The following is a 12,946-nucleotide window of genomic DNA, read 5'->3' on the forward strand; positions in this document are numbered from 1 at the left end:
GAAGGCATGGACATGACGTTGCCCCCCATCGATGCGGCCCCCGTGGCCAGCAATGCGACCTTCCTGTTGAACACCACGGGCGAGGCGCCCCGGCGCTGGCTCGAACGCGCGCTGGCGCCGCTCGGCCAGGTGCATGCGGTCGACGGCATCGATCCGTCGCGCGACGGCATCGTCGAGCGAATCGGCACCGCCAACCCGGGCATCGTGTTCCTGCATTTCAGCGCGGAGCATGCCCAGGCGTCGACCCGCCTCGGCCAGCAATTGGCCCGGCTGTTTCCCAACCTGCCGCTGGTGGGCCTTGGCGAAGCGCAGGAGCCCGAGCTGATGCTGGCGGCGTTGCGTGCGGGCGTGAAGGATTTCGTCGACATGCGCTCGCCCGCTGCCAATGCGATCGCCACGGTGCAGCGCCTGCTTGCCACGCGCGAGGTGGTGCAGCCGGCGCGCCGCGGCAAGGTGCTCGCGGTGCTGGGCGCGCGGCCCGGCGTCGGGGCCACCACGCTGGCGACCAATCTCGCGGTGGCGGCGCGGCGCCGGCAGAACGGCGAGGTGCTGCTGCTCGACCTGGGCCTGCCGGCGCGCGATGGCGCGCTGTACACCAATGTCGCGCCGGGCTTTCACTTTGTCGAGGCGGTGCGCAATCTGCGCCGGTTCGATCAGGTGTTCGTGCAGACCGCGCTGACCCGGCATGCCGGTGGCGTTGCGGTGTTGCCGCTGCCGCAGACGCTGGCCGAGCTGCGCGACATCTCGTTCTCCGAAGCGCTGACGCTGCTCGGCACGCTGCGCAGCCACTTCGATCTGCAGGTGATCGACCTGGGCGGATTCAGCAATCTCGACTTCATGGCGCAGCTGGTCAAGGTCGCCGACGAGGTACTGGTGGTGGCCGAGCAGAGCGTCGCGGCGATCGTATCCGCGGCCGAGCTGCTGGAAGAACTGGGCCGCCGGGAAGCGGGGCGCGAGTCGATGCGGCTGGTGGTATCGCGCTATCAGGCGCGGCTCGGCCTGGAAGCGGAGCAGATCGCGCAGCGGCTGGACCTGCCGCTGGCCGGCACGCTGCCCGATTGCCGCGAGACGCTGCTTGCCGCGATGAACAGCGGCGCGGTGCTGGCAGACCGGCAGCCTGCCGTCCCCTATGTCCGTGCGCTGGCACCGCTGCTGGAGCGCCTCGGCTATCGCTGCGAAACGCGTTCGGCCGGTGCGGGATGGCTCGAACCGATCGCGCAGGTCATGCACCGGCTGCGCGCGGGCCACGCAGCGGACAAGAACAAGGCAGACCATTGAGATGACGCAACCGATCGAATTCTCCGACAACGCCGCCGCGCCGTTTCCGACCTCGCAGGAATTCCACACGATCAAGGAGGCGGCGCACGAGCACCTGTTGACGCGCATCGAGGAGCTCGGTGCCGAGTTCGGGCGCTGGTCGCGCACGGCCATCCAGCGCTTCGTCGATCTCGAACTGGAGAGCTTCACGCGGCTGCGCCGGATTCCGATCAACGAGGCCGAGCTGCACCAGATCGCCGAGGCGCTGACCAAGGAGCTGGCCGGCTTCGGTCCGATCGAGGATCTGCTGAACGATCCCGCGGTCGAGGACATCCTGGTCAATGGCCATCTGGACGTCTACGTGTCGCGCCACGGCATGCTGGAACGCATTCCGGTGCGTTTTGCCGACGCCGGACATCTGCTGCGCATCGTGCGCCGGATTCTGGCGCCGATCGGCCGGCGGCTCGACGAATCGAATCCGATGGTCGATGCGCGGCTGCCCGACGGCGGCCGCATCAACGTCGTGATCCCGCCGCTGGCGCTGCAGGGCCCGGTGGTGTCGATCCGCAAGTTCCGCAAGGACCCGCTGACGCCGGAGGCGCTGCTGGGCCTCGGCACCATGAACCAGGAGATCGCCGATCTGCTGGAGGCCGCGGTCAAGGCACGCTGCAATATCCTGGTCAGCGGCGGCACCAGCTCGGGCAAGACTTCGTTGCTCAATGCACTGGCGATCTTCGTGCCGGACAGCGAGCGCGTGATCACCATCGAGGACACCGCCGAACTGGCGCTGAACCACCCGCACGTGGTGCGTCTGGAAAGCCGGCCCGGCGGATTCGAGGGAACCGGCGTGGTGTCGATCCGCGATCTGCTGCGCAACAGCCTGCGGATGCGGCCGGACCGGATCATCGTCGGCGAAGTGCGCGGCGGCGAGGTGCTGGAGATGCTGCAGGCGATGAGCACGGGCCACGACGGCTCGATGGGCACGATCCACGCGAGCAGCCCGCGCGAATGCCTGTACCGGCTGGAAATGCTGGCGGGTTTCGCCGGCTTTCAGGGCAGCGAGGTCAGCCTGCGCCGGCAGATCGCCAATGCGATCGACTTCATCGTGCAGATCGGCCGGCTGTCGAACGGCAAGCGCCGCATTCTGTCGATCACCGAAGTGACCGGCATGGGCGACAACATCGTGACCACGCAGGAGCTGTATCGCCACGATCCGTATATCGGGCCGGACGGTGTCGAGGTCGATCGCTGGCAATCGCTCGGCATCCTGCCGCATTCGCCGAAGCTGGCGCGCCTGCGTCAGGCCAGCTTCGGCATCGACGATTCCCTGGGCCGCTTCGATGTCTAGCGCCGGCCTGGTCCTCGCCGCCATCGCCTTGCTGCTGCTCGGCGCCGGTCTGCTGCTGCTGGCGCAGGCCGCGACGCGCGCCGAGCGCGAGGCGGCGCGGGCCTTCGTGCAGGCGCAGACCGAACAGGTGCGATCGCGCTATGCGAGCGCGTCGGAACTGCCGCCCGTCACCGGCGCCCGCGACCTGAAGCGGCGCTGGGCCGATCTGCTGCGCCGCGCGGACCTCGAGCCGACGCGCCGAACCTATCTGCTGTGGGGCGTGCCACCGCTGCTGCTGTGCGTGGCGGCGTTGATCGGCGGCGGCGCCGTCGCGGCCGGCGCAATGGCCGTGGTCTGCCTGGCGATCGGCGCCTGCCTGCTGTGGCGTCGGACGACGCGCTTTCATCGGCGCATGTGCGAGCAGTTGCCGGGATTTCTCGATGGCGTGGTGCGGCTGATGACGATCGGCAGCGCAGTGCCGGCGGCGTTCCAGCATGCGATCGGCAATACCGAACTGCCGCTGCGCCAGTGCCTGGTGCAGGCGGTGCATCTGCAGCGCGCCGGCAAGGAACTGGACCAGGCGGTGATGCAGGTCGCGCGCAGCTATCGCTTCGATGAGCTGATCCTGCTCGCTTCGGTGCTCCGGCTTGCCACGCGTTACGGCGGCCGTGCCGACATCGTGATGGAGCGCACCGCCGCCTATATGCGCGATCGCGAGCAGGCGCAGCGCGAACTGTCGGCGTTGTCGGCGGAAACGCGGATGTCCGCGTGGATCCTGGGTTTGCTGCCGGTGGTCGTGGCGGGCTTGATGTTCGTTTTCAACGCCAGCTATCTGCTGATGATGTGGAACGATCCGTCGGGCCGCCTGATGCTGCTGGCGGCGTTCGGACTGGAGATCGCCGGGGCGCTGCTGCTGTATCGGCTGGCGCGTTCGGTATAGGGGCGATGCGATGAACCGTGACAGCTTGATCGCCCTCAGCCTGTTGATCGCCGCGCTCGGTGTGGCGGCGCTGGCCTTGCCGTTGCTGCAACAGTGGTGGCTGCGCTGGCGCACGGCCCGCACGCTGGATGCGGCGCTGGCGCGGCAGGGGGCGAAGGGCGGCGCGGCCGAGTCCGTCTCCGGCGCGTCGGCAGGCGTGGCTCCCGTTGCCGGACGACAGGGCGCCATGCCGGCTGGCGCGAATGCTTCGGCGGCCGCGACCGGGGCCGTCACCGCGAGTTCCGGGCCGGCCGCTGCGGCGGCAGCCGGCCCGAGCGGCGCGCGCGCGCGCGTGGCTGCCCAACTCGGCGGCCGTTTCGACGAGCGCTGGCTCGCCAGTCCGCTGGGCAAGGCAATCGTTGGTCCCGAAGAGATCCGTCTGCTGGAACAGTGCGGCTGGTATGGCCCGAAGGCCCGCGCCATCTTCGGTGGGCTGCGTCTTTGTGTGCCGCTGCTGCTCGCCGTGGTGCTGATGCTGTGGCGGCTGCCGGAATCGCTGCAGGGCGCGGTGTTCACCGCGTTCGGCGGCTTCGCGGTGTCCTTCCTCGCGTTCAAGTCGGCGCTGCGGCGACGCGCCGACAGCCGCATGCGCCAGCTCGACGACGAACTGCCGGTGCTGGTCGACATGCTGCGGCTGCTGCAAGGGGTCGGCATGTCGATCGACCAGAGCCTGCAACTGATCGTCACCGAGTTCGGCACGATGCTGCCCGTGCTGGGCCCCGAGCTGAAGCGCGCCAACGATCAATTTGCGTCGGGCCGCTCGCGCGAGCAGACGCTGCAACGCATCGGCAAGCTGTTCGAGAGCGAGGACCTGCGCAATCTGATCATGCTGCTGAACCAGGTCGACCGCTTCGGCGGCGCGGTGCAGGAGCCGCTGAAGCTGTTCGGCCTGCGTCTGCAGGAGGCGCGCAAGATGCGCCTGAAGGAAAAGGTCGGCCGCCTGACCGTCAAGATGACCGGCGTGATGGTGGTCAGCCTGCTGCCGGTGCTGCTGATCGTGACCGCCGGGCCGGGATTTCTTGGCGTGATCCGGATGCTGGCGCGGTTTGCTGGAGATGTGCAATGAATTCGTTGTGGAAACGCCTATCGGCTCGCATGTCCCCGGTGTCGGCGCGGCGGTCGACGCGGATGGGTGGCGCGATTGGTTTTCTCCCCTCTCCCGCGGGCGGGAGAGGGGCCGGGGGAGAGGGGGGCGTTCTGCGAGCGGCAGGAGCCGTTCGTGCGCGAGCGCTATCGCTTGCCGCCCATTGGCGTCAGGCATTCACCACGATAGCGGTGGCCGGCGCCGCCTGCCTCGCCGCCGGATGCGCCGCCAACGACCCGGCCTCGCTGATGAGCAAGCAGGCCGACGCCCAGATCGCGTTGTCGAAGCTGCAGGACAAGCAGGCACAGGAGCAGTACGACGATCGCGCGGTGTACCGCGGCCTGATCGAGCGGATGCAGCAGCAGGGGCTGTACTACGCCTCGCTTGCGCATCTGGATGCTTATCAGCAACGCTTTGGCGACAGCGCCGACGTGGCGATGCTGCGTGCCGATGCGCTGCGCGAAACCGAGCAGGACGAAGCCGCCGCCGTCGCCTACCGGAACCTGCTGGGCACCAGCTACGCCGCGCGCGCGTATCACGGCCTCGGCCTGCTGGCCGGCCGCAGCGGCGACTTCGGCGAAGCGGTGACGCAGCTCGAAGCGTCGTTGTCGCGCGATCCCACCAATGCCCTGGTGGCAAGCGACCTGGGCTATGCGCTGATGCGGGCGGGGCAGTTGCAGCAGGCGCGCGTGCCGGTGATGCAGGCACTGCAGCTCGATGGCGCCAATCCGCGCATCGTCAGCAATGCCGCGGTGTGGATGCTGGCGAACCGTCAGCGCGACCAGGCGACGGCGTTGATGGAGCGCGCCTCGATGTCGGCGGCGACCCGCAAGGCGATCGCCCAGGAGGCGGACCGCATCGCGCGCGAGTCGGCGCGCCAGGAACGCGCGGCTTCACGTCCGGGCGGTACGCGGCCCAAGCCGCAGCGCATTGCCTTGACCACGACCGCCCAGCAAAGCGAAACCGCGGCACAGAATCCGGCGAGCGCGCCATGAGCAGGGCGGGCCGATCCGCGATCGACAGCAACAGGAGAAGGGCAATGCGTTTAATCGGACCGTCACGCGTGGCCAGCAGCGCCGCAATCGCCTTGTGTGCCGCCTGCTGGATGCCCGCGGCTGGAGCGCAGACCAGCGCGCCGGCCGGCACGGAGGCAGGCACGGGAGCCGGCACGGAGGCGAGCAGAACCGCGCAGGCACGCCGGCCCGCTGTCAGGGTGATCGGCACCGACACACGCAGCCTGCTCGCGATCCAGCGCGAGGGCAGCCAGGCCGGCGCCACGCTCCACACGCCGGGCGAACAGGCCGCGCTGGCGCATGCGCGCTATCTGAAGAGCTTCGAGCATCCGATTCCCGAGCGTTTCGTCGGCCAATCGAGTGGCGGCAGTGGCATCGGCCTGGTCGGATTGACGCCCTCGCGGTAATGATGACGGTCCGGCGTACCAGGACGCGCGCGCACTCGCGCGGTGCGGTCAGCATCCTGATGGTGGTGCTGCTCGCCACCATCGGCATGGCCGCGCTGGTGTCCATCGACGTCGGGCACGTGTTCTATCGGCAGCGGCAGCTGCAATCGGTCGCCGATATGGCGGCACTGGCCGCTGCCCAGCAGCTGCGTCGCGCCGATACCAATGCGGCAATGATCGAGCGGGCCGTCGTGGCCGCGCAGGCGTCCGCCACGCAGAACGGTTTTACCGGTCCGACGCGCGAAGACTGCGGCGCGAGCACCGGCGGTGAAGACGGCATGGTGGTATGCGCCGGCATCTGGGACCCGAACGATACGGCGGCGGCCTCCGATGGCCGTCATTTCCGCGCCGGCTACGATCCCACGCGCTTGTCTCCGAATGCCGCGCGCGTGGTCGTTTCGCAAACGGTGCCGATCTTGTTCGGGCTGCCCGGTGGCGAGGGACGGCGGCTGCGCGCCGAGGCGATCGGCAACGCCAGTCCGCCGGTGGCGGCGTTCTCGGTCGGGAGCGGGTTGCTGAACTTCGAGTCTTCGAGAAGTGCCTTGGCGCTGCTGCTGGGCAATTCCATCAGCCTGTCGGCGGTGGACTGGCAGGGACTGGTCGATACGCGCGTGACGCTCGACCAATTGCGGCTGGAGGCTGGCGTCGGCACGGTCGACGAATTGCTGGACGCGGGTTTGTCGCTGTCGCAGTTCTATGCGCTGGTGCTCCGTGCCGCCAACAAGGAGTCGCTGCTCAATGCGATGTTGGGCGGGATGCCGGCGATCATCGATGCGCGGGCGTTGGCTGCGGGGCTGACCGTTGGACGAGTGCTGGACCTTGGGGTGCTGGCGCCGGCAATGTCATCGGCGGCCGACGTGGGGTTGAATGTTGCGGAGCTGTTGATGCTGGCGGCGCAGGCCGCCAATCGCGGGGCCGCGATTGACCTTGCCGGTGCGGTGCCTTTGGCGCCCGGTACGCAGCTGAAGCTGAGCATTGTCGAGCCGCCCCGTATGGCCGTTGGACCGGTAAAGCGCTCCGCGGCCGACCCGATGGGATGGCAGACGACCGCACGCACGTCGCAGGTCAATCTCGGCCTCAAGCTTCAGCTTGGGGCGGAGACGGAGGGTGAGTCTGGCCTGTTGAACTTGCCGCTTCGCGTGGAGCTGGCGACAGCGCAGACGGCGCTGACCGGCCTGCGCTGTTCGGCGGCGCGATCTGATCGCCAGGCTACGCTGGATACCGTTACCACCGCGGCGAAGGTCTGTTTGGCGCGCGGCGATTTGACCCAGTGCGCCGATTCCGATGTCGTGTTGGTAGACGCGCTGTTGTTGAAGGTCATCGCCAGTCCGAAACAGCAGACCCTTTCCGGTGCAAGCATGACCTCGACGCTGGCTCCCGGAGAGCAGACCTCGACCGCATCTCGCGGGCAATTGGCAGCGTTGGTCGAAGGCCTCGCTCGCAATCTCGATGTAAAGGTCAGCGTGAGTCTGATCCTCACTACCCTCAACCTGGACCTAAAGCTCGGCGATATCGTCAGCGCGTTGAGCTCCGTGGTCTTCGGCCTGCTCGGCCCGACACTCGACGGCCTGCTCGCCGCCCTCGGCATCCAATTAAGCAACGCCGACCTCTGGGTGCACGACGTCGATTGCGACAACACCAGACTCGTCTATTGACCCGCGAGAACCGCGACATGAATTCGACCAGCCGCCGTGCGGCCATTGCAGCATCGCCATGAAAACAGACCGCTGGGCCTACGAAAATCTCGAAGTCTACGTATGGGAAGGCAAATACGAATTTGCCGACCGGGTAGCCCGCTTTCTCGCGCCGCTCGGCGCGGAAGTCATCCGCGCCGGCGGGCTCGAGGGCTTGCCGACCGAGCCGCGTCTGAAGCTGTCGGTGGCGATCATCAGCGTGTCGGTGATCGGCGCCGCCAAATTCACCGCACTCGATTGGGAGGCGGTGCACGGCATGCCCGTGATCTGGGTGGCCGCACCCACGCGCGAGAATGACCCGGGGCGGTTTCCTCCGGAGTACGCGCATATCCTGTCCGACGATTTCACCGGCGCCGACCTGCGCGCCCAGCTCGGCAAGCTGCTGCCACAACTGCTGGCGGCCAGCGAGGTGCAACCCGAGATCGCCGAGCTGGTGGCGGGATCGCCCGCGATGCAGCAGCTGATGTCGCACGTCGATACCTATGCGGACTTCGACAGCAACGTGATGCTGTATGGGGAGACCGGCGCCGGCAAGGAGCGCATCGCCCGGCTGTTCCACGAGCGCCACAGCCTCTACGGCAAGGGACCATTCGTTGCCGTCAACTGCGGGGCGATCCCCGACGGGCTGTTCGAATCGCAGTTCTTCGGCCACGCCAAGGGGGCGTTCACGGGCGCGATGTATGCGCATCGCGGCTATTTCGAACAGGCTAATGGGGGCACGCTGTTCCTCGACGAAATTGCCGATCTGCCGCTGTTCCAGCAGGTCAAGCTGCTGCGCGTGCTGGAGGAGAGCGTCGTGACGCGGCTGGGTTCGACGCTGCCGATCAAGCTCAACTTCCGGCTGGTCGCGGCAACCAACAAGGATCTGCGCGAGTTGGTGGGGCAAGGCAAGTTCCGCGCCGATCTGTATTTCCGGCTGGCGGTGATCGAACTGCGGATTCCGAGCCTGGAAGAGCGCGGCGCCGCGGACAAGGTCGGGCTGCTCGAGGCCTTCTTGCGGCAGATTCTCGGGCGGTCCGGCTACGAGGCGCTGCCGCCGATGCCGGACTGGCTCAAGGGCGCGGTCGGTACCGCCTATTTCGCCGGCAACGTGCGCGAGCTGCGCAATCTGGCCGAGCGTGTCGCGATCGTGGTCCAGCACGATGGGCTGTGGGACCAGGATCGCATCCGCCCGCTGTTCCGCGCGCTGCGACCGGGTGCGTTCGAGGGCAACGACCGCGGCGTCGACTGGCGCACCGAGGTTGAAGAACGCCGGCGCATCATCGCCGCACTCGATGCCAATGGCTGGCGCCGTCAGGACACCGCAGCCAGCCTCGGCATCAGTCGCAAGGTGCTGTGGGAGAAGATGCGCAAGTTCCAGATTGCCGACAACGAGGCGGAACCGGCCTGAGCCGACCTCAGCGGTTCCGCCTCGCGGCCTCGTGCTCCAGCAATTGCCGCAGCTGCGCGCGGATCGTCCGCAGCAGCACGATCCGCTCCTCCGGCGTCGGGTCGCGCAGAAAGGTGTACGCGTGCAGCGTCAGCGGATGCAACCCGAGCACGCTGGCGAGTTGCGCCACCTTGTCCAGCGTCGGACTCTTCTGCCCACGCTCGAGGCTGCTGACATAGGTGCGGCTCGATACCGTGTCGAACGCCTCCTGCGATAAACCCTTGGCCACGCGTGCGGCCCGCAGCGCCCCGCCGAAATGCGACCGCAGGTCGAGTTTTTTCAGGTTCAGGAGGATGTCGGAATCTGGGCCTTGCTGCATCTTCGGTAACTCGTCATGACGTTCATCGCGCGCCCGCCGTCGGCTCGCGCACCGTTAGCCCGCCGCCAAAAGCAAATCCCTGGCCGAAGGGCAGCGCCGGTTGCGCCGGTGCGTGCCGCGGGCGGGAGGCTGCGGTGGAAGCGCGCTGGCCCTCTGCAGAAGACGAGGAACCGGAAAGAATCTGGCGAATCCGCGCCAGATATCGCTCGCCGACGGCCCGGTTGGCCCGCGCCACTTCCGTACGGAAGGCGCTGCGTGCCGGCGGACGGATATCCAGCGCACGGCAGACTTCGGACAGATAGGGCTTGGATTTGCCGTTCAGGCGCGTGGCAGCCAGCCGCACCGCGTCGTCACCGACCTGTTGGCGCAGCCAACGAAGGACGAGACGGTCGTATTCGTTCTGAATCCGGATCAGGTCTTCCATGGGCACTCCCGCTAGCTGTATGTTTGTACAGGTACTGTAAGGATATACAGTATTGGCCGGGATGCAAGAAAAAATGATGTGAACGTTCCTCGAAGCGGTTCAACGACGCTTTACGTGACTTGTGTTGTATGGCGGCTTTACTTGGAAAGACGAGTATTCTTGAAATACAACGAATTTCGAGTAAGATGGGGATACATAGAATAGATGTAAATCGTGCAAACCATGAGGATCGTATGAGCGACTTCCCCGTCCGGACCTCCGACCAGCTGCCGCAGCTGCTTCAGGCCTTTCGAAAGGAGGCGGGTTTGACGCAAGCGGAGGCCGCCTTGCGCATGGGTGTCAGCCAACAGACCTTGTCCGCGCTGGAGCGCAACCCGACGCGCGTCAGCGTGGACAAGCTGATGCGCCTGCTCAGCGTCCTCGGCGTCGAACTCGTGCTTCACAAGCCTCACCAGACTCATAAGACTCACGAGACTCCACCGCAGCCGGGTAGCGCCACCTCGTCCACCCCGCGGGTTTGGTGACATGGGACGCCGATCTCACACCCGGACCTTGAGTCTGTGGATGAACGGCGCGTTCGTCGGCACCTGGCAATTCAACCCTCGTGCCGGCGATGTGCTGCAGTACGCGCCCGAATGGGTGGCCTCCGCGGTCGGGCGGCCCTTGTCCCTATCGCTGCCCTTCACCCCCGGCAACGCGCCCCACCGCGGCGACAAGGTGCGGGCCTACTTCGACAATCTTCTGCCCGATACCCGGGAAATACGCGAGCGCATCGCGCGGCGGTATCGCACCGGCTCCACTGATGCCTTCGATCTGCTCGCCGAAATCGGCCGCGATTGCGTCGGTGCGCTGCAACTGCTGCCGGACGGCACGGTGCCCGCCGGTGTGCAGCCGATCGAGGCGGAGCCCCTGACCGAGTCGCAGATCGCACAAGTGCTGCGCGGCACGCTGGCGTCCGCGCCGCCAAGCTTCGTCGATGAGGAAGAGGAGTTCCGCATCTCCATCGCCGGCGCCCAGGAAAAGACCGCGCTGCTGCACTACAACGGCGCCTGGTGCCTGCCACACGGCCAAACGCCGACCACGCACATCCTGAAGCTGCCGCTTGGCCTGGTTGGCGGGCTGAAGCTGAACATGACCGAATCGGTGGAGAACGAGTGGCTGTGCTCGCTGATCCTGCGGGAATTCGGCTTGCCGACTGCGCACTGCGAACCCGTGCAATTCGAGGACGTGAAGGCGCTCAGCGTGCAAAGGTTCGATCGCATGTGGTGGCAAAGCGAGGCAGGCGACAGTCGTCTGATCCGGCTGCCGCAAGAGGACATGTGCCAGGCGAAGGGCGTGCCGCCGGCCGCGAAGTACGAAGCCGACGGCGGACCGGGCATCGACAGCATCATGGACACGCTGGCCGGCTCCACGACGCGCGACGACGACCGCCGGACCTTCTTCCAGGCACAGGTCCTCTTCTGGATGCTGCGGGCCACCGATGGACATGCGAAGAACTTCAGCCTGTTCCTGCGTCCGGAAGGGCGGTATCAGCTGACGCCGCTTTACGATGTGCTGTCGGCCTACCCGATCATCGGCGAGGCCCCGGGCAAGCTCTCGCCGTTCAGCGTCAAGATGGCCATGGCGGTTCGGTCGCGGAACGCGCATTACAAGATGCGGGAAATCCAGCGCCGGCATTGGGTTGCCGTCGGCGAGCGGCATGGCGTGATCACCGCCGACGGACGTTCCGCGCAGTACGTGGTCGACGACCTGGCCGAACGCGCGTCACGGGTCGTTCAGGCGGTGCGGGAACGACTGCCGGCGAACTTCCCTGAACAACTGGCGAACTGTGTGCTCGACGGGGTGTTGTCCGAGGCGGAAAAGCTTCTCGGGTAGTGCTGGACCGCGGGCCTCGTCGCCCGGACCGATCCCATGCCGGTCGATCCCATGCCGATCTCCGCCGCTACCGAGCCTTACGGCGTCCCGAACCCGTCCTTCAGCGCCTCGCGCAGATAGTCGACCAGCAACCGTACCGCCCGTGGCAGCAGGGGGCTGTAGGGCCGGATCGCATAGATCGCATCGCCAAAGGCCCCGGATGGCCGCCAGGCCGGCAACACCTGCACCAGCTTGCCGGCCTGCAGATCGGCCTGCGCGGTGAAATCCGGCACCAGCGCGATGCCCAGACCGCCCAGCGCGGCATCGCGCAGCGCCTCGCTGTTGTCCGCCGCGAAATTCCCGCGGATGCCCACGCTCTGCCGTGCCGCGCCGCCTTTTACCGGCTCGAAACTCCACGTGGGCTGCTCGCCCCGGCGAAAGTAATGCAGGCAGTTGTGCGCGGTCAGGTCCGAGGGCGATGCCGGCGTGCCGTGACGCCGCAGATAGGCGCGCGTCGCGACCAACACGGTACCGGTACGGCACAGCGTCCAGGCGATATGGGTGTCCGGTGCCCGCGAGGCGTGGCGTACCGCCAGGTCGAAGCCCTCGCGCGCCAGCGAGGCAAAGCTGTCCGACAGCTCAAGCTCGACGCGGATCTGGGGATACATCGCCAGAAACGCCGGCAGCCGCGGCACGATCTGCTGGCGGCCCAGCGCCACCGGTGCCGTCATCCGCACGAGCCCGCGCGGCTCGCCGCCCATGTCCTTGACGTCGCCGAAGCTGCGCTCGATCGACGCGAACGGTATCCGGGTCGCGTCCACCAGCCGCTGGCCGGCCTCGGTCAACCGCACGCTCCGTGTGGTGCGCTGGACCAGCGGGATGCCGGCCGCCCGTTCCAGCTCGGCGATGCGCTGGCTCATCGCGCCCTTGCTGATGCCAAGCTGCGTGGCCGCGGCCGTATAGCTGCCGACGTCGCCGAGCACCACGAGGGAGTGCAAATGCACCCACAGCGATTCGATCTTTTGCTTGTCCATCGGCGAATTGTTTAGTTCATTGAACAGTGAGTCAAGCGTGACGCTATTGAATGGGGCCCGGAGCGACGCCTACACTGGCCCCATTC

13 protein-coding genes are annotated in these 12,946 nt (G+C 67.2%); 10 read left to right on the forward strand and 3 right to left on the reverse strand.

Annotation, left to right across the window (positions count from 1 at the left end; genetic code table 11):
- Positions 1-12 precede the first annotated feature (12 nt).
- From J5T34_RS18395 to J5T34_RS18430, 8 genes are all read left to right on the forward strand, one after another.
- On the forward strand, positions 13-1,278 hold the full coding sequence (locus J5T34_RS18395; protein WP_208581557.1) for an AAA family ATPase: 1,266 nt from the start codon (positions 13-15) through the stop codon (positions 1,276-1,278).
- Position 1,279: 1 nt separating this feature from the next.
- Positions 1,280-2,605 carry a CpaF family protein gene (locus J5T34_RS18400; RefSeq protein WP_208581559.1) on the forward strand — a complete coding sequence of 442 codons (1,326 nt, stop codon included), beginning with the start codon at positions 1,280-1,282 and terminating at the stop codon, positions 2,603-2,605.
- A complete protein-coding gene (locus J5T34_RS18405) occupies positions 2,598-3,524 on the forward strand; it encodes a type II secretion system F family protein (RefSeq protein WP_208581561.1) in 927 nt (308 codons plus the stop codon). Before J5T34_RS18400 ends, J5T34_RS18405 begins: the two co-directional genes overlap by 8 nt.
- A gap of 10 nt (positions 3,525-3,534) precedes the next feature.
- Positions 3,535-4,629 carry a type II secretion system F family protein gene (locus J5T34_RS18410; protein WP_208581564.1) on the forward strand — a complete coding sequence of 365 codons (1,095 nt, stop codon included), beginning with the start codon at positions 3,535-3,537 and terminating at the stop codon, positions 4,627-4,629.
- Positions 4,630-4,838: 209 nt separating this feature from the next.
- A complete protein-coding gene (locus J5T34_RS18415) occupies positions 4,839-5,642 on the forward strand; it encodes a tetratricopeptide repeat protein (protein ID WP_208581566.1) in 804 nt (267 codons plus the stop codon).
- 44 nt (positions 5,643-5,686) lie between these two features.
- Complete coding sequence (locus tag J5T34_RS18420) at positions 5,687-6,067, forward strand: DUF3613 domain-containing protein (RefSeq protein WP_244259049.1); 381 nt, start codon at positions 5,687-5,689, stop codon at positions 6,065-6,067.
- A gap of 2 nt (positions 6,068-6,069) precedes the next feature.
- Positions 6,070-7,761 carry a TadG family pilus assembly protein gene (locus J5T34_RS18425; RefSeq protein ID WP_279633796.1) on the forward strand — a complete coding sequence of 564 codons (1,692 nt, stop codon included), beginning with the start codon at positions 6,070-6,072 and terminating at the stop codon, positions 7,759-7,761.
- A gap of 58 nt (positions 7,762-7,819) precedes the next feature.
- Positions 7,820-9,190, forward strand: a complete 1,371-nt coding sequence (locus J5T34_RS18430) for a sigma 54-interacting transcriptional regulator (protein WP_208581569.1) — start codon at positions 7,820-7,822, stop codon at positions 9,188-9,190.
- Positions 9,191-9,197: 7 nt separating this feature from the next.
- Here the strand turns inward: J5T34_RS18430 and J5T34_RS18435 are convergent, their stop codons facing one another.
- Together J5T34_RS18435 and J5T34_RS23970 are read right to left on the reverse strand one after the other, a co-directional pair.
- A complete protein-coding gene (locus J5T34_RS18435) occupies positions 9,198-9,548 on the reverse strand; it encodes a helix-turn-helix domain-containing protein (RefSeq protein ID WP_208581571.1) in 351 nt (116 codons plus the stop codon).
- Between the two features lie 22 nt (positions 9,549-9,570).
- The gene (locus J5T34_RS23970) at positions 9,571-9,972 is read right to left on the reverse strand and encodes a hypothetical protein (RefSeq protein ID WP_244259050.1); all 402 of its coding nucleotides are present in this window, start codon (positions 9,970-9,972) and stop codon (positions 9,571-9,573) included.
- A gap of 233 nt (positions 9,973-10,205) precedes the next feature.
- Between J5T34_RS23970 and J5T34_RS18445 the strand changes: the two genes are divergently transcribed.
- Together J5T34_RS18445 and J5T34_RS18450 are read left to right on the forward strand one after the other, a co-directional pair.
- The gene (locus tag J5T34_RS18445; protein WP_244259051.1) at positions 10,206-10,496 is read left to right on the forward strand and encodes a helix-turn-helix domain-containing protein; all 291 of its coding nucleotides are present in this window, start codon (positions 10,206-10,208) and stop codon (positions 10,494-10,496) included.
- Between the two features lies 1 nt (position 10,497).
- Entirely contained in the window at positions 10,498-11,847 is a 1,350-nt protein-coding gene (locus J5T34_RS18450) for a type II toxin-antitoxin system HipA family toxin (RefSeq protein WP_432207684.1), read from the forward strand.
- Positions 11,848-11,924: 77 nt separating this feature from the next.
- On the opposite strand, the gene J5T34_RS18455 is transcribed toward J5T34_RS18450, so the two are convergent.
- Positions 11,925-12,860 carry a LysR family transcriptional regulator gene (locus J5T34_RS18455; RefSeq protein ID WP_208581575.1) on the reverse strand — a complete coding sequence of 312 codons (936 nt, stop codon included), beginning with the start codon at positions 12,858-12,860 and terminating at the stop codon, positions 11,925-11,927.
- Positions 12,861-12,946: the final 86 nt, after the last annotated feature.

Origin of the sequence: Cupriavidus gilardii (genome assembly GCF_017598945.1) — a bacterium.
GTDB classification, from domain to species: Bacteria; Pseudomonadota; Gammaproteobacteria; order Burkholderiales; family Burkholderiaceae; genus Cupriavidus; species Cupriavidus gilardii_E.